Origin of the sequence: Mesorhizobium sp. WSM3862 (assembly GCF_002294985.1) — a bacterium.
In the GTDB taxonomy this organism is placed as follows: domain Bacteria; phylum Pseudomonadota; class Alphaproteobacteria; order Rhizobiales; family Rhizobiaceae; genus Mesorhizobium.
Window position 1 is genome coordinate 634,583 of the sequence record NZ_NSGE01000002.1, and the last position, 16,540, is coordinate 651,122.

Consider the following 16,540-nt stretch of genomic DNA (forward strand, 5'->3'; position numbering starts at 1 on the left):
CTGACGCTTGCCGTCAGGTCCTGACTGCGTCGCGTCCCTCCGGCCGAATGCCGGAGGTCGAGCTCGCATCACCCTTTTTAACGCATTTGCACATGGAGGACGGACCGATGTTCGATCCCTTTAAAATACCGGGTTCAAGAAGCTTGCATGAGCGCAAGGTGGCGACCTGGGCGCTGCTGATCGGCGAGACTTACTCGTCGGCGGTGCACGCCGAGACGCGCCGGCGTCCGCATCGCGGCATGCTGCCGGACGTCGACTTCTCGCGCGCGGTGCCCGATCCCGGTCGACCCTCGCTGGTGCGCCGGATCATCCGCATGGTCCGGCCGGGCAAAACCAGGGCTGGCGACAGCTTGTCGTCAGGATCCTCTGGCAAGCCTGTCGGCGAAAAGCCCGCGACACCCTATATTGCGCGAAGCAGGGCCGGCGATACGGACAATTCCGTATCGCCGGCCCGCGGCGCCGTGCGGCCGAACGGCCTTACCAATCAACCCCGCGCCGCGTGAGCGCACAAATCGTCGAGTGCCTCGAATGTTCCGCTGGTTTGAGAAGAGGCTCGATCCGTTTCCCGCCGCGGAGCCGGTCGAGCCGCCGAAGACGCTGGTCGCCTTCTGCGTGCATTACACGCGCGGGGCCTGGCCCTATATCCTCGTCGATGCCGTGCTTGTGGCAGCGATAGCCCTTGCCGAAGCGTGGATGTTCGGTTTCATGGGCCGCATCGTCGACTGGCTGTCGGCGCAGAACCGCGAAACCTTTCTTGAGACGGAGCGCTGGAAACTCGCCGGCATGGCTTTCATCGTGCTGTTCGCGCTGCCCGGCACGGTATGGCTGCATTCGCTGCTCAACCAGCAGACGCTGATGGGCAATTATCCCATGCGCATCCGCTGGCAGGTGCATCGCTACCTGCTCAAGCAGTCGATGGCCTTCTACCAGGACGAGTTTGCCGGCCGTATCGCCACCAAGCTGATGCAGACCGCTCTTGCCGTGCGCGAATGCGTCATCAAGCTGATCGATGTCCTAAACTATGTCGTCGTCTACTTCCTCAGCATGCTGTTCATCGTCGGCTCGGCAGACTTGCGACTGGCTGTGCCCTTGGGTGTATGGCTGGTCGGCTATATCGGGCTCTTGCGCTTTTTCATCCCGAAGCTCGGCAAGGTCGGCGAGGAGCAGGCCAATGCGCGATCGACCATGACCGGCCGCGTCGTCGACAGCTACACCAACATCCAGACGGTGAAGCTGTTTTCGCATGCCCGCCGCGAGGCAACTTTCGCCAGGGAGGGCATGGCGAGCTTCCTCGATACCGTCTACCGCTCGATGCGGCTGGTGACGCAGTTATACGGGATGCTCTACATCCTGAATTCGCTGCTTCTGTTTTCCGTGACGGCGATTTCGCTGTGGCTATGGCTGGGCGAGGCGGTGACGATCGGCGCAGTCGCCGTGGTTATCGGCCTGGTGCTCAGGATGTGGGGCATGTCGCAGTGGATCATGTGGGAGATGTCGAGCCTGTTCGAGAATATCGGCACGGTGCAAGACGGCATCCAGTCGATCTCGCTGCCGCGGCTGGTCGAGGACCGCCCGGGCGCCAGCGACATCGCCGTCAGTCAGGGCGAGATCCGTTTCGAGGAGATCCGCTTCCACTACGGCAAGCAGAAGGGCGTCATCGAGAACCTGTCGCTCACTGTGAAACCCGGCGAGAAGGTCGGCATCGTCGGCCGCTCCGGCGCCGGCAAGTCGACGCTGGTCAACCTTTTGCTGCGTTTTTACGACCTGGAAAGCGGCAGGATCCTCATCGATGGCCAGGAGATCGCCGGGGTAACGCAGGATTCGTTGCGCGCGCAGATCGGCATGGTGACGCAGGACACCTCGCTGCTGCATCGGTCGGTGCGGGAGAATATCCTCTACGGGCGCCCTGACGCCACCGACGAGATGCTGATCGAGGCGGCCCGGCGGGCGGAGGCGCTCGATTTCATCGGCGCGCTTTCGGACCATAACGGCCGCAAGGGATTCGATGCACATGTCGGCGACCGCGGCGTCAAATTGTCCGGCGGTCAGCGGCAGCGCATCGCCATTGCCCGCGTCATGCTGAAGGACGCACCGATCCTCATCCTCGACGAGGCGACGTCGGCGCTCGATTCGGAAGCCGAGGCGGCGATCCAGGAGAACCTCTACAAACTGATGCAAGGCAAGACCGTGATCGCCATCGCGCATCGGCTGTCGACCATCGCTGCGATGGACAGGCTCGTCGTCATCGACAAGGGGCGCATCATCGAGGAAGGCTCGCACGAAGAGCTTGTCACCAAGGGCGGCCTTTATGCCCAGCTCTGGCAGCGCCAGTCGGGTGGGTTCCTCCTCGATGATGCGCAGGCTGAGTCCGATGCCAAAGGGTCTCACTCCGAGATGGCGGCGGAGTAACGCGATCGCGACTGGCATCAAGGTTACGGCAATTGCGGGGAATCGATCCCGGGCGTAACCACGAGCTGTCAGAGGCCTGCCGGGGACCAAATTGGGTGCCGGCGGGGTTCCGGCATCTACGAGAGAAAAATGTTCGACCGCATCTTCACCTGGTTCGAAAGCCACTATTCGCCGGTGGCGCTGGCCGAAGACAGGCAGCCGCCAATGGGACTTTGGCGGTTCTACTGGTATTTCATAAGACAGTTTCGCGCCGCCTATTGGCTGCGCATGATCATCGTTGCCGTCGCGGCAATAGTGGACGCGATGCTGCCGATTTTCGTCGGCCTGATCGTGGGCCTGCTCTCCAACACCAGGCCGGGCGATTTCTTCGCCGCGCATGGGCCGCTGCTCGTCATCATGGCGATCGTCGTGCTGCTGCGTCCGCTGTCCATGGTTATCGACGCGCTCATCCGCAACCACGCCATCGCACCGAACCTCATCGACCTCATCCGCTGGCAAAGCCATTGGCATGTCGTGCGTCAGGACTGGTCATTCTTCCAGAACGACTTCGCCGGCCGCATCGGAACGAAGGTCATGCAAAGCGGCGACTCGGTGGAGATGAGCGTCAATCTCACCGTCGATGCCGTCTGGTACGCGCTGGTCTTCGTCGCGGTCGCCATCGTTGTGCTGGCGCGGCTCGACCCGCTTCTTCTGGCTGTGGTGGCGGCCTGGCTGGTGTTCTATTGCATGATCTTCTGGTTTGCGATGCCGAGGATCACCCAGCGCTCGTCCCAACTGTCGGAGCGGTGGTCGCAGGTGAGCGGCCGCATGGTCGACAGCTACACGAACATCCTGACGCTCAAGACATTCTCGACCGGCGAGCACGAAGACAAATATGTCTCGCAAGCCGTCGTCGAGCACGCCGACACGTTTTACCAGCTGATGCGCGTTTTCACACTGATGTGGTCGGCCCTGTTCGTCCTCAACGCTGCGCTGCTTATCGCCATAAGCTGGCTGGCGCTGGCCGGCTGGAACGCCGGCGCCATGACCACGGCGGCCGTGGCGACGGCGATACCGTTCGCGCTGCAGATCGCCAACATTTCCGGCAGGATCCTCGATGTCGGCGCCAACGTCTTCCGGCAGATCGGCGTCGCCAGCAATTCGATGACGACGATCGCGCGCCCCATCACAATGCAGGACCAGCCGGACGCGCCGGCCCTCGTGGTCAAAGCCGGCGGCATCGAGTTCGAGCAGGTGAACTTCAACTATTGGCGCAAGGACGGCAAAGGCGGCGTCATCGACAATCTGTCGCTGAAGATCGCGCCGGGCGAGCGGGTCGGCCTGATCGGCCGTTCCGGGGCCGGCAAGTCGACATTGGTCAATCTCGTGCTGCGGCTGTTCGACGTGCGGGACGGCAAGGTGCTGATCGACGGACAAGACATCCGCAACGTCTCGCAGGAAAGCGTTCGCGCGGCGATCGGCTTCGTCAATCAGGATACGTCGCTCTTGCATCGATCGGTTCGCGAGAACCTCAAATATGGACGACAGTCCGCCAGCGATGAGGCGATGTTCAGCGCCGCCAAGGCCGCGCAGATCGACGATGTGATCGCGGGGCTGACCGATCCGCATGGGCAAAGCGGCTATGAGGCGCTCGTCGGCGAGCGCGGCGTGAAGCTGTCCGGCGGCCAGCGGCAACGCATCGCCATTGCCCGCGTTATGCTGAAGGACGCGCCGATCCTCATTCTCGACGAAGCTACGTCTGCGCTCGATTCCGAGGTGGAGGCCGCCATCCAGGAGAACCTCTACAAGCTCATGCAGGGCAAGACGGTCATCGCCATCGCCCACCGCCTGTCGACCATCGCGGCAATGGATCGGCTCGTCGTCATGGACAAGGGCCGCATCGTCGAGGACGGCTCGCATGAAGCGTTGATCGCCAAGGGCGGGCTCTATGCCCAGCTCTGGCGGCGCCAGTCGGGCGGCTTCCTGCTCGAGGAAAAGCAGGCGGCCGACGATCTGCCGACGAAAGGTGAAGCCGCGGAATGATGAAGGCCGTCTATCGCTGGTTCGAAAGCTGGGTCTACCCGTTCCGCGAGCCGACGAACCTTCGTCCACCTGCCAGCGTCGGCGGCTTCCTCTGGCACTATGTCGGGCAAGCGAAGCTCGCCTTCTTCGCCATGCTGATCATCGGCGGCATCGCGCCGCTGGTCGAGGCCGGGCTGTTCTATTTCGTCGGACGGCTGGTCGATATCCTCGACCAGCTTCCCGGCGAACGCAGCTGGCACGCGCTGTGGGGGGCCGCCGGGCCAGAGCTGCTGTTCATGGGCGCGGTGGTGCTGATCATCCGCACGCTGGTGGTCGGCCTTTCGGCGCTGGTCGACGAGCAGACGATCACGCCGGGCTTCTACAGCCTGGTGCGCTGGCAGGCGCATCGGCATGTCTCGCGCCAGTCCTACGCTTTCTTCCAAAACGACTTCGCCGGGCGTATCGCCACGAAGGTCTGGCAGGCGGGGCAGGCCACTGGCGACCTCATGGAAAGCTTCATCGAGGTCGTCTGGTTCATGATCGTCTACACGGTGACGACGCTGGCGCTGGTCGCCGGCCTCGACCTCAGGCTGGCGGCGCTGGTGGTGATCTGGATCGTCGCCTTCGGCTGGCTGGCCAGGCTCCATTTGCCCGCAATCCGCAAGCATGCCGAGGCGACCGCCGAGGCCGGCTCGATGATCACCGGCCGCTTCGTCGATTCCTATTCCAATGTGCAGACGCTGAAGCTGTTCGCGGCCGACGGCGACGACCGCTACATCCGCAACGGCTTCGACATCTATCTCGATGCGCTGCGGCCCTTCACGCGCCGGCTGACCGGCGTGCGCGTGGCGCTGACGACGCTTTCCGGCATCATGATCACGGCGATCGCCGCCTTTGCAGTCTATCTGTGGGTGGAAGGCTCGATCACCGTCGGCGCCGTCGCCTTCACGCTCTCGCTTGTGCTGAGGCTCAACATGCTGCTGGGACGGCTGATGATGCAGCTCAACAGTATCCTCAGGAATCTCGGCGTGCTGGAAAATTCCAAGGCGCTGATCTCGCAGTCGCTCGGCCTGACCGACGCCCCGGATGCCAAGGAGCTGGTGGTTGCGGGTGGCCGCATCGACCTCAAGAACGTCACCTTCCACTACGGGAAAGGGGCAGGGGTCCTCGAAGGCATCGACCTCGTCGTGCGTCCAGGCGAGAAGGTCGGGCTGGTCGGTCCGTCCGGCGCCGGCAAGACGACGCTGGCCAATATCATCCTGCGCCTTTACGATCTCGAGGGCGGCAGGATCCTGATCGACGGCCAGGATATCGCCGGCGTGACGCAGAATTCGCTGCGCGCCAATATCGGCGTGGTCAGCCAGGACACGGCGCTGTTCCACCGCTCGCTGCGCGACAACATCAAGCTCGGCATGCCGGACGCTACCGACGCTGAGGTGATCGCCGCGGCGCGCAAAGCCGAGGCGCATGACTTCATCATGGGGCTGCGCGACAATCGCGAGCGCCTTGGCTACGAAGCTTATGTCGGCGAGCGCGGCGTCAAGCTCTCCGGCGGCCAGCGTCAGCGCGTGGCGATCGCCCGCCTCTTCCTCAAGGATGCGCCGATCCTCATCCTTGACGAGGCGACCTCGGCACTCGATTCCGACATCGAGGCGGCGATCCAGGAAAACCTGGCAAGGCTGATGGAGAACAAGACCGTCATCGCCATCGCCCACCGGCTTTCCACCATCGCAGCGCTCGACCGGCTGGTCGTGCTCGACGGCGGCCGCATCGTCGAAGAAGGCACGCATGATGAGCTGGTGGCGCTGGACGGTCTTTATGCGCGGCTCTGGAAACGGCAGTCCGGCGGCTTCCTCTTCAATGAGGAAAGCGCGCTGGAAGAGACGCGCCCGGCGGAGTAGAAACGCAGCCATGTCGATCAGAATGCCCAGCAATTTCGGACGGTCAGGCGCGCAGGAGAGCGCTCTCGATCTGCTCGGCCACGAAATACTCGCTGAAAAGGCGGCCGCCCTCGGTCGCGCCGGCCAGCGCGTCGACGAGGCCTTGGCGAAGCTGCGCGAAAATGGGGAAGGCGGGGATCGCAACCGGCTGCTGAAAGAAGCGGCAGAAGCCGTCCACGCCTATTTCATTCAGCGCGAACTCTGCGGGCTGCGCAAGCACGACGCCGTGATCCGCGAATACGACATCCCGCGGGCGGTGCTGGTCAGGATCGGCGCCAGCTAAGCGCTGACTTCCTTCCGAAAGCGCGCGAGGCGCAAGGCGAGCGCTCCGGGATTCTCATCGGCGACGAAGTGCCCGCTATCGGGGATGATGTCGCCCTCGACATTGGAGAGGCCGGCGGCCTTCAAGCCATTGAGGTAATCGCTGATTTCGCCGGTCTCGGCAGCGCCCCTGAGGCAGAGCACCGGCGTGTCGATCGGGCTTGCCGGCGGAACGGCATTGGCCTTGGCGTCCTCGGAAAAGGCGCGGTACCAGTCGAAGCCGGCCTTGAGGCTTTCCGGCCGCGAATAGGCCTTGGCGTAGATGTCTCTTGCTTCGGCCGGGATAGCGGATTTCTCCTTCGAAAGGGTGTCGAAGAAGAAGTCGAAATAGGCGCGCTCGTGACCCCCAACCAGCAGTTCCGGGAGAGCAGCAACCGCGTGGAACGCGAAATGCCAGAGGTTTGGATTGCGGATGACCTTGTCCCACGGCGCCACGCCCGGAACGACAACATCCATGATCGCGGCGGCGGAGAGGATTTCCGGATGGTTGCGCAAAAGCGCGAAGACGATCTGGCCGCCGACATCATGGCCGGCCACTATGACCTGTCGCAGGCCGCAGGCGTCAATCAAGGCCGCTATCACCCTGGCCAGATGGGCTTTCTCACCGGTTTTGCGCGTGCCTTGCGAGCCGCCTATACCCGGCAGGTCCGGCGCGATCACGCGCTGATCGGTGGCCAGCCGACCGATCACGTTCTCGAAGGCATGGGAACTTTGAGGCCAGCCGTGGAGCAGCACGAGGCCGGGCGCATCCCGTGGTCCGGCTTCGCGGATCGCAATGGTCAGTCCTTCAACCTCGATGCTGGAAGTTTCCATCCGCCCGGCCTTCACCTGTCCGATCGCTCCGACCGACAGAACTAGGCGGGAATCGGTCCGCGGACAGGGCCTGTCTCTCGAATAAGCCGCATCACTCCAGCCATTCGGTGATGAAGCTGCCGTTCTCGTGGATGTCGGTGGTCTCGAGCGGACCGGGGCCGAGATTGGTGAATTTGTGCGGCGTGTCGGCCGGCACGATCAGAATTTGGCCTGCGGTGGCCGTTATCTGCCGATCGCCGACCGTGAACAGGCCGGTGCCGGAACGGATGACGAAGATCTCCGCGTAAGGATGCTTATGCAGACGCGGGCCGCCGCCGATCTCGGGCTGATAATTGAAGATCAGGCAGGAGTTGGAGCCAAATGCGCCGCATTGCAGCTCACCTTGCCAACGGTCGGGCGTGCTCGCCCATTTGTCGCGGTCGATGACATGCGCCATGGCTCGACAATAGACCGGGCCGGCGGTCGCTGTCGAGGCAAGCGGAGTTCCGATTTACCGCTGAAGTTAGCGCTATTTAGCGCTGTTCGGCGGTCCGATCATCAAGCCGTTGCGCGGGCCGCGGCATGTGCCCGCGACAATGTGCCCTTGTGCCTCCACGCGTCTGGACAAAAACGGGCTTCACGCATAAACCGAACCTCCAAATGCCGGAGGAATTCGCTAGCCTGTTCGCCATGCGCTGTCGGGCCGGCGCGATTGAGCGGGGACAAGGCTCGGCCGCCGGCACGGAAAGAGGCGAAAGGATCAGGCACCCGTGAGCGCAACCGACATCCACGATCCCAACCGTCGCGATTTTCTCTACATCGCCACCGGCATGGCCGGCGTGGTCGGCGCTGGGGCCGTCGCCTGGCCGTTCATCGACCAGATGCAGCCGGATGCCTCGACGCTGGCGCTGGCTTCTGTCGAGGTCGATGTCTCCTCGCTGCAGCCCGGCAGCTCGCTGGTCGTCAAGTGGCGCGGCAAGCCGGTCGTGGTGCGCAACCGCACCGACAAGGAAATGAAGGACGGCGCGGCGGTTAGCCTCAACGATCTCAAGGATCCGATCGCCCGCAATGCCAACTTGCCGGCCGATGCGCCGGCGACCGACGCCAACCGCACCACGCCCGGCAAGGAAGCCTGGATGGTCATGGTGCAGGTCTGCACCCATCTCGGCTGCATCCCGCTCGGCCAGGAAGGCGATTTCGGCGGCTGGTTCTGCCCGTGCCACGGCTCGGTGTACGATACCGCCGGCCGCATCCGCAAAGGCCCGGCGCCGGAGAACATGGCGATCCCGGTGTTTAAATTCATTTCCGATACCAAGATCCTTATCGGTTGAGGCAGGGGGATATTTCGATGAGCGAGGGACACTCCACCTACACACCGAAGACGGGTCTCGGACGCTGGTTCGACGCCCGTATGCCGCTTCCCCGGCTTGTCTATGACAGCTTCATTGCCTATCCGGTGCCGCGCAACCTCAACTACATGTGGACGTTCGGCGGCATCCTGTCGATCATGCTGGTATCGCAGATCCTCACCGGCATCGTGCTGGCCATGCACTACACGTCCGACACCGCACTCGCCTTCGATTCGGTCGAGAAGATCATGCGCGACGTGAATTCGGGATGGCTGTTGCGCTATCTCCATTCCAACGGCGCCTCGTTCTTCTTCGTGGCCGTCTACATCCACATCTTTCGCGGGCTGTTCTACGGCTCCTACAAGGCGCCGCGCGAGCTGCTCTGGATCCTCGGCTGCATCATCTACCTCCTGATGATGGCGACCGGCTTCATGGGCTATGTGCTGCCTTGGGGACAGATGAGCTTCTGGGGCGCCACCGTCATCACCGGCTTCTTCAGCGCCATCCCGCTGGTCGGCAACTGGATCCAGGAACTGCTGCTCGGCGGCTTCGCCGTTGACAATCCGACGCTGAACCGCTTCTTCGCCCTGCATTACCTGTTGCCGTTCATGATCGCCGGCGTCGTCGTGCTGCACGTCTGGGCGCTGCATGTCGTCGGCCAGTCGAACCCGACCGGCATTGAGGTCAAGTCGAAGACCGACACCGTCGCCTTCACGCCCTATGCGACCATCAAGGACGCGTTCGGCATGATCGTGTTCCTGTTCTTCTTCGCCTATTTCGTCTTCTACCTGCCGAACTACCTCGGCCATCCGGACAACTACACGGTCGCCAATCCGCTGAAGACGCCGGCCCACATCGTTCCGGAATGGTACTTCCTGCCGTTCTACGCGATCCTGCGCGCCATCACCTTCAACATCGGGCCGATCAACTCCAAGCTCGGCGGCGTGCTGTGCATGTTCGGCGCCATCGCCATGCTGTTCCTGGTGCCGTGGCTCGACACCTCCAAGGTGCGCTCGGCGGTCTACCGGCCCTGGTACAAACTGTTCTTCTGGCTGTTCGTGGCCGACGCCATCCTGCTCGGGTGGCTGGGCTCGCAGCCGGCGGAAGGCTCTTACGTGTTCATGGCGCAGATGGCGACGCTGTTCTACTTCGCCTTCTTCCTGGTCGTGATGCCGGTGCTCGGCCTGATCGAGACGCCGCGGCGGCTGCCGAACTCGATCACCGAGGCGGTGCTGGAAAAGAAAAACAAGGGAGCCGGCGGGCATCCGGCAGGCGCGGTCAGCGCGCCGGAAACCAAGGGCTGAGAATCTGAGGGGATTTGGCATGAAGAAGATTCTCACCGCGCTGGCGCTGCTTGGCCTGGTGGTCGCGGGCACCGCTGCCATCGCCGCCGAAGAGGAACACAACGCGGCGGCCCCGACGCATTTCCCGATCAATGAACCGAAGGAAATGAGCTGGAGCTTCGCCGGGCCGTTCGGTACCTACGACAAGGCTCAGCTGCAGCGCGGCCTGAAGGTCTACAAGGAAGTCTGCTCGGCCTGCCACTCAATGAACCTGGTGGCGTTCCGCACGCTGGAAGGCCTCGGCTACTCGGAAGCGCAGATCAAGACGCTTGCCGCCGAGTACACCATCCATGACGGCCCGAACGATGCCGGCGACATGTTCGACCGCCCGGGCAAGCCGTCGGATCACTTCCCGTCGCCGTTCCCGAACGAACAGGCCGCCGCGTCCGCCAATGGCGGCGCCGCTCCGCCCGACATGTCGCTGCTCGCCAAGGCGCGCGGCGTCGAGCGCGGCTTTCCGCGTTTCATCTTCGACATTTTCACCCAGTATGCTCAGGGCGGCCCGGACTACATCCACTCGCTGCTCACCGGCTACGACCAGACGCCGCCGGCCGGCATGGTGATCCCCGAAGGCACGCACTACAATCCATACTTCCTGTCCGGCGTGTCGCTGAAGATGCCGAAACCGCTTTCGGACGGCCAGGTGACCTATGACGACGGCTCGCCGCAGACGGTCGACCAGTATTCGCGCGACGTGTCGGCGTTCCTGATGTGGGCCGCCGAGCCGCATCTCGAAGAGCGCAAGAAGACCGGCTTCCGCGTCCTGGTGTTCCTGCTGCTGTTCGGCGCGCTGGTCTACCTGACCAAGCGCAAGGTGTGGGCCGAAGTGGCGCACTGAACCGCGATCGGTCAGACACTTTCGAGGGGCGCCGCAAAGGCGCCCTTTTCAATTTCGGGACCGCTTTGATCCGGCCGTGTCACATGGCTGTCATTGCGCATCGCGATCCTGCGTTGGCTCACCTCAAAGGATCGTCCTCATGAAAAGACTTGCGCCGCTTGCAGCCGTGGTGCTGCTTCTTGTCGCCTCCTCGGCAGTCCGCGCCGAGGACGCCCAGCCCTTCGTCACCAAGAAGGACATCGACCTGACGATGATCCTGCCGCCGCCGCCGGCCAATGATTCGGCCGAGACCAAGGCAGAACTCGGCGAGGTGCTGACCCTGCAAGTGACGCGAACTCCCGAAATGGAAAAGCGTGCTATCGCCGATGCCGAAGAGGATGTCTGGCGCTTCGCCGATGTCATGGGACCGAAATTCAGCAAGGAGACGCTGCCGAAGTTCAGCGCCTTCTTCGACCGCGTGGTGGCGACCGAAGGTGCGGTCGTCGATCCGGCCAAGGACGTCTGGAAGCGGCCGCGTCCGCATCAGCTCAGTGATCTGGTCAAACCGGCGGTGAAGCTGTCGAATTCCGGTTCCTGGCCGTCGGGCCATGCGACGGTCGGCACCATGATGGGCATCATCCTGTCCGACATGGTGCCGGAGAAGCGGGCCGAGATCATGGCCCGCGCGGCCGAATATGCCCATAACCGCGTGGTCGGCGGCATCCATTATCCGTCCGATGTCGAGATGGGCAAGATTTCCGGCAGCGTGATCGCCGCGGTCCTGCTCAGCCGGCCCGATTTCAAGGCCGAGTTCGAGGTGGCGCGATCCGAGCTGCGGTCCGACCTCGGCATGTGAGCCGTCGGTCGCCGACGTTTCTACAAGGGCGCCAGCGGGCGCCCTTTTCGCTTGCGGCGCCGGCACGGGAGCAAGGCAGGCGATGCCGATCCTTTGCCGGATGCGCTTGTCTCCCGGGCTCCATCGCGGTAGCCGTTGTTGGTTGCGTTGCGCCGGGCGCGTCGACGCCGTTATACCCGACAGCCGGACACGCGGAGCTCGTCTCATGAAACCCTCGCTCGAAGACACGCTGCTTGCGGCCATCCGCACCATTCCGGATTACCCCAAACCCGGCATCCTGTTTCGCGATATCACCACGCTGCTCGGCGACGCTCGCGCCTTTCGCCGCGCCATCGACGAGCTTGTGCATCCTTACGCCGGGCTGAAGATCGACAAGATTGCCGGCATCGAGGCGCGGGGCTTCATCCTGGGCGGCGCAGTGGCGCATCAGCTTTCGGCGGGTTTCGTCCCGATCCGCAAGAAGGGCAAGCTGCCTTACGAGACCGTGCGCGTCGCCTACAGCCTCGAATACGGTCTGGACGAGATGGAAATGCACAAGGACGGCGTCTCGCAAGGCGAGAAGGTGATCCTGGTCGACGATCTGATCGCCACCGGCGGCACGGCGGAGGCGGCCGTCAAGCTGCTCAGGCAGATCGGCGCCGACATCGTCGCCGCCTGCTTCGTCATCGACCTGCCGGATCTCGGCGGGCGCCAGAAACTGGAAGCGCTCGGCGTGCCGGTAAGGACGCTGATCGGCTTCGAGGGGCATTAATCAGTGTTGAATGGTGAATAGTGAATGGTGAATAGGGAATGGTTCACTAGTCACCATTCACTATTCACCATTCGCTACTCCACCTTCACCAGCACCGCGCTGTCGAACTCGATGACCTTATCGCCGGTGGAGTCGAAACCTTCGGAACGCAGCGTGAGCAGGCTCCAACCGGGGCGGCCGGCAAGGGGCCGATGGGCAAGCGCTGTGCGGGTGAAGGTCACGGTTTCGCCGGCATAGACCGGCTTCAGCCATTTGAGGTTGCGAAACCCGGGCGAGGGGCCGAATTCGGGCTGCGGGCCGGGACCGGTCCAACGCACGCCCTCGGTCTCCATGCGCTTTTCGAGGTTGTATTTCATCCAGGTGGCGGCGGTGTGCCAGCCGGAGGCGCAGAGACCGCCAAGCATGCTCTTCTTCGCCGCCTCCTCGTCGACATGGAAGATTTGCGGATCGTATTTCCTGGCGAACGCCTTGATCTCGTCGGCCTCGAATTTGTGCGCGCCGAGGGTGACGGTTTGGCCGATGAGGAAATACTCGTCCAGGGTCACGCGACGGCCCCGCGGGTCAGAAACATGCCGGTGTTCTCAAGCTCGAAGACGCATTCGCCGCGCTGGTTGAACAGCTCGCTGCGCATGCTGACCAGGCCGATCTGCGGCCGCGACTTGGACTGGCGCTTGGAAAGCACGGTGACCTTGCCGGTGAGACGGTCACCGGCCAGAACCGGCTTCTTCCATTTGACATGCTCGATGCCGGGTGAGCCTTGCGAGGTCGAATCGAGCAGGAAGGCATCGCACAGCATGCGCATGAACATCGCGCAAGTGTGCCAGCCCGAAGCCGAAAGGCCGCCCAGGATGCTGGCCTTGCCGGCCGCCTCGTCGAGATGCATAGGCTGGGCATCGAATTCACTGGCAAACTCGATGATCTCGGCGGCGCTCACATTCTTGCTGCCGAGGTCGAGCGAGGCGCCCTCGACGAAATCCTCATAGGCCCAGGTCTTTCCGGTCATGTCGGCAATCCGGTTGACGAACGCGTGATCCCGAAGGTCGGCATCCCGGATGGAGGCCCGAGCCAATTTGGTCAAGTCCTTTCTGGTGAGCCAGCCAGGCACTCAGGTGTTGAACTTGAACAGCATGATGTCGCCGTCCTGGACGACATACTCCTTGCCTTCGTCGCGCGCCTTGCCGGCTTCCTTGGCCGCCACTTCGCCGCCGAGCGTGACGAAGTCGTTGTAGGAGATCGTCTGGGCGCGGATGAAACCACGTTCGAAGTCGGTGTGAATGACGCCGGCAGCTTGCGGTGCCTTATCGCCCTTGTGGATGGTCCAGGCGCGCGTCTCCTTCGGCCCGACGGTGAAATAGGTGATCAGATGCAAGAGCTCGTAGCCGGCGCGGATCACCTTGTTGAGGCCCGGCTCGTCAAGGCCGATCGAGGCGAGGAACTCCATTTCCTCCTCGTCGGAAAGCTGGGCAACTTCCGCCTCGATCGCCGCCGAGATCACCACCGTGCCGGCACCCTGCGCGGCGGCCATCTTCTCCACCGCCTTTGTATGCTCGTTTCCCGTGGCAGCGTCCGCCTCAGCGACGTTGCAGACATAGAGCACGGGATGCGATGTGAGCAGGTTCAGGCCCTGCAGGATGCGCAGATCCTCCGCCGCGATGCCATTGAGCAGGACGCGGGTCGGACGGCCTGCCTGCAGCAGTTCGAGCGCCGCCTCCATCATCGGCAGAACAGTCATTGCTTCCTTGTCCTTGCCGGCGGCGCGCTTGCGGACCTGCACGATGCGGCGCTCCAGGCTTTCGAGATCGGCGAGCATCAGCTCGGTCTCGACGGTCTCGGCGTCGGCGACCGGATCGATGCGGCCCTCGACATGGGTGATGTCGTCATCCTCGAAGCAGCGCAGCACATGCACGATGGCGTCGACCTCGCGGATGTTGGCGAGGAACTGATTGCCCAGACCTTCGCCCTTGGAGGCGCCGCGCACCAGTCCGGCAATGTCGACGAAGGAGATGCGGGTTGGGATGATCTCCTTCGACTTGCCGATCGCGGCGATCTTCTGCAGCCGCGGGTCCGGAACCGCCACCTCGCCGGTGTTCGGCTCGATGGTGCAGAAAGGATAGTTGGCGGCCTGCGCGGCAGCCGTCCTAGTCAACGCGTTGAACAGCGTCGACTTGCCGACGTTGGGCAAGCCAACGATGCCACATTTGAAACCCATATTCGTCCGGTCCTATCGGGAATTCGAGATTTGGTGAGGGCTATGGGCGAAAGCGAGGACGATCGTCAAGCCCTTGGCATGATCGTTTCGACGCTCAGTCTTTTCCGAACAGCTTCTTCAGCATCGCGGCCATCGGCCCGCTCTCGGGAACCTTCGCCGGCGGCTGCTGCGGGCGGGCCTGGCGGATATGGCTCTGCTGTTTTGGCTCCTTGGGCGGAGGCCGATCGTCATCGCCGGTCGGCACGAGCTTTTCGCGCAGCGCCAGGGTGATGCGGTTCATGAAGGAGTTGTCGTCGCCCTTGGCCAGCAATCCGGCGTCGTCGGCGATCGCGTCAAGCAACACGTCGAGCCATTCACGGTCAGCCTTGGCGAAATCGCCGAGCACATGCCCGTGCACCATCTCTTTGACGCCGGGATGGCCGACGCCGATACGCACCCGGCGATAGGCGTTGCCGACATGCTGGTCGAGCGAGCGGATGCCGTTGTGGCCGCCGGAACCGCCGCCGACCTTGACCCTGAGCTTGCCGGCGGCAAGATCGATCTCGTCGTAGAAGACGGTGAGGGCGGCGGCATCGAGTTTGTAGAAGCGCAACGCCTCGCCGACCGACTGGCCGGATAAATTCATGAAGGTCTGCGGCTTGATCAAAAGTATCTTTTCGCCGCCCAGCGCGCCCTCGGCGATCAGGCCCTGGAACTTCTTCGACCAGGGCGAAAAGGAATGGCGGCGGGCTATCGCGTCCGCCGCCATGAAGCCGACATTGTGTCGGTTGTTCTGATATTTCGCGCCCGGATTGCCGAGGCCTGCAAAGACAAGCATCGTTGTCTCCTGGCGCTGAGAGAAATTACTTCTCTTCGGCCTCAGCGGCCTCAGCTTCCGGCGCCGCCGCTTCGGCAGTCTCCTCCGTCTCCGGCTTCATTGCCGCGGAGCCGGCGATGGTCGCGATGGTGAAGTCGCGATCGGAGATCACCGGCTTGACGCCGGCCGGCAGGACAACCGCCGAAATGTGGATCGAGTCGCCGATTTCGGTGCCGGCGAGATCGACGGTGATGAATTCCGGGATCGCGTTGGCAGGGCAGTGGAACTCGACTTCGTGACGAACGATGTTGAGCACGCCGCCGCGCTTGATGCCGGGCGACTTGTCCTCATTGATGAAGTGGACGGGCACGTCGACATTGACCTCGGTGTCCTTGCCGATGCGCAGGAAGTCGACATGGACCGGGAAGTCCTTGACAGGGTCGAGCTGAAAATCCTTCGGCAGAACCTGGATCTTCTTGCCGTCGACATCGATCGTAGCGATCGTGGTCAGAAACCCGCCGCCGTGGATCTTGTAGAAGATGTCCTTGTAGTTGAGGGCGATCGCCAGGGGGGGCTGCTTGTCGCCGTAAATAACTGCAGGCACTTTGCCGTTGCGGCGAACTGCACGGGCGGACCCCTTACCGACCTGTTCGCGCGCTTCGGCCTTGAGCTCGTAAGCCTCGTGGCTCATGGCATTTCCTTTCGCGTGTTATGGAGCGTTCGCGGCGGGCAAGCCCATCCGTAAACGTCGAAAGCCGTCGCGGCCTCGCATGGTCGATCCAACGCTTTTGGCTGTCCAAACGCTTCGAGGATCATGCAGGCCTGGCCGGCCTTCCTCCGCGTTGCCTCCAAGGGTGTCTACGCGGGTGGCGGCTCTATAGCGGAAGGCGGGCAGGGGCGCAAGCCGTTGAACGGGAAGGCTCGGCCACGCTGCGCGATGATATCCGGTCGGGGAG

General features: G+C 63.2%; 17 protein-coding genes. 10 read left to right on the plus strand and 7 right to left on the minus strand.

Going from position 1 to position 16,540, the window contains the following annotated elements:
• Positions 1-107: 107 nt before the first annotated feature.
• The 5 genes from CK224_RS07300 to CK224_RS07320 all read left to right on the plus strand — a co-directional run bounded on the left by CK224_RS07300 (position 108) and on the right by CK224_RS07320 (position 6,633).
• Positions 108-503: a hypothetical protein gene (locus CK224_RS07300; RefSeq protein WP_095781273.1), complete on the plus strand. Its 396-nt coding sequence runs from the start codon at positions 108-110 to the stop codon at positions 501-503.
• A gap of 25 nt (positions 504-528) precedes the next feature.
• Positions 529-2,409 carry an ABC transporter ATP-binding protein gene (locus CK224_RS07305; protein ID WP_095781274.1) on the plus strand — a complete coding sequence of 627 codons (1,881 nt, stop codon included), beginning with the start codon at positions 529-531 and terminating at the stop codon, positions 2,407-2,409.
• 129 nt (positions 2,410-2,538) lie between these two features.
• Complete coding sequence (locus CK224_RS07310; RefSeq protein ID WP_095781275.1) at positions 2,539-4,431, plus strand: ABC transporter ATP-binding protein; 1,893 nt, start codon at positions 2,539-2,541, stop codon at positions 4,429-4,431.
• Positions 4,428-6,311: an ABC transporter ATP-binding protein gene (locus CK224_RS07315; RefSeq protein WP_095781276.1), complete on the plus strand. Its 1,884-nt coding sequence runs from the start codon at positions 4,428-4,430 to the stop codon at positions 6,309-6,311. The genes CK224_RS07310 and CK224_RS07315 overlap by 4 nt, the downstream gene beginning before the upstream one ends.
• A gap of 10 nt (positions 6,312-6,321) precedes the next feature.
• The gene (locus CK224_RS07320; protein ID WP_095781277.1) at positions 6,322-6,633 is read left to right on the plus strand and encodes a DUF6665 family protein; all 312 of its coding nucleotides are present in this window, start codon (positions 6,322-6,324) and stop codon (positions 6,631-6,633) included.
• Here CK224_RS07320 and CK224_RS07325 read toward each other — a convergent pair.
• Entirely contained in the window at positions 6,630-7,484 is an 855-nt protein-coding gene (locus CK224_RS07325) for an alpha/beta hydrolase (protein ID WP_095781278.1), read from the minus strand. The genes CK224_RS07320 and CK224_RS07325 overlap by 4 nt on opposite strands.
• Before the next feature lie 91 nt (positions 7,485-7,575).
• On the minus strand, positions 7,576-7,920 hold the full coding sequence (locus CK224_RS07330; protein ID WP_066994340.1) for a cupin domain-containing protein: 345 nt from the start codon (positions 7,918-7,920) through the stop codon (positions 7,576-7,578).
• A gap of 313 nt (positions 7,921-8,233) precedes the next feature.
• On the opposite strand from CK224_RS07330, the gene petA reads away from it, so the two are divergent.
• The 5 genes from petA to CK224_RS07355 all read left to right on the plus strand — a co-directional run bounded on the left by petA (position 8,234) and on the right by CK224_RS07355 (position 12,579).
• A complete protein-coding gene (gene petA / locus CK224_RS07335; RefSeq protein WP_066994342.1) occupies positions 8,234-8,794 on the plus strand; it encodes a ubiquinol-cytochrome c reductase iron-sulfur subunit in 561 nt (186 codons plus the stop codon).
• Between the two features lie 17 nt (positions 8,795-8,811).
• Positions 8,812-10,116, plus strand: a complete 1,305-nt coding sequence (locus tag CK224_RS07340; protein ID WP_095781279.1) for a cytochrome b N-terminal domain-containing protein — start codon at positions 8,812-8,814, stop codon at positions 10,114-10,116.
• A 19-nt stretch (positions 10,117-10,135) separates the two neighbouring features.
• Positions 10,136-10,993: a cytochrome c1 gene (locus CK224_RS07345; RefSeq protein ID WP_095781280.1), complete on the plus strand. Its 858-nt coding sequence runs from the start codon at positions 10,136-10,138 to the stop codon at positions 10,991-10,993.
• A gap of 139 nt (positions 10,994-11,132) precedes the next feature.
• Positions 11,133-11,828, plus strand: coding sequence for a phosphatase PAP2 family protein (locus CK224_RS07350; RefSeq protein ID WP_095781281.1), 696 nt, complete (start codon positions 11,133-11,135; stop codon positions 11,826-11,828).
• Between the two features lie 205 nt (positions 11,829-12,033).
• Positions 12,034-12,579 (plus strand): adenine phosphoribosyltransferase, encoded by a 546-nt coding sequence (locus CK224_RS07355; RefSeq protein WP_066994354.1) that lies wholly within the window; start codon positions 12,034-12,036, stop codon positions 12,577-12,579.
• Between the two features lie 74 nt (positions 12,580-12,653).
• Here the strand turns inward: CK224_RS07355 and CK224_RS07360 are convergent, their stop codons facing one another.
• The 5 genes from CK224_RS07360 to CK224_RS07380 all read right to left on the minus strand — a co-directional run bounded on the left by CK224_RS07360 (position 12,654) and on the right by CK224_RS07380 (position 16,275).
• A complete protein-coding gene (locus CK224_RS07360; protein ID WP_095781282.1) occupies positions 12,654-13,124 on the minus strand; it encodes a MaoC family dehydratase in 471 nt (156 codons plus the stop codon).
• Complete coding sequence (locus CK224_RS07365) at positions 13,121-13,582, minus strand: MaoC family dehydratase (protein WP_066994904.1); 462 nt, start codon at positions 13,580-13,582, stop codon at positions 13,121-13,123. The genes CK224_RS07360 and CK224_RS07365 overlap by 4 nt, the downstream gene beginning before the upstream one ends.
• A gap of 102 nt (positions 13,583-13,684) precedes the next feature.
• Positions 13,685-14,788: a redox-regulated ATPase YchF gene (ychF, locus tag CK224_RS07370; RefSeq protein ID WP_095777301.1), complete on the minus strand. Its 1,104-nt coding sequence runs from the start codon at positions 14,786-14,788 to the stop codon at positions 13,685-13,687.
• A gap of 94 nt (positions 14,789-14,882) precedes the next feature.
• The gene (pth, locus tag CK224_RS07375) at positions 14,883-15,605 is read right to left on the minus strand and encodes an aminoacyl-tRNA hydrolase (RefSeq protein ID WP_095781283.1); all 723 of its coding nucleotides are present in this window, start codon (positions 15,603-15,605) and stop codon (positions 14,883-14,885) included.
• Positions 15,606-15,630: 25 nt separating this feature from the next.
• Positions 15,631-16,275 (minus strand): 50S ribosomal protein L25/general stress protein Ctc, encoded by a 645-nt coding sequence (locus tag CK224_RS07380; RefSeq protein ID WP_095781284.1) that lies wholly within the window; start codon positions 16,273-16,275, stop codon positions 15,631-15,633.
• Positions 16,276-16,540 lie beyond the last annotated feature (265 nt).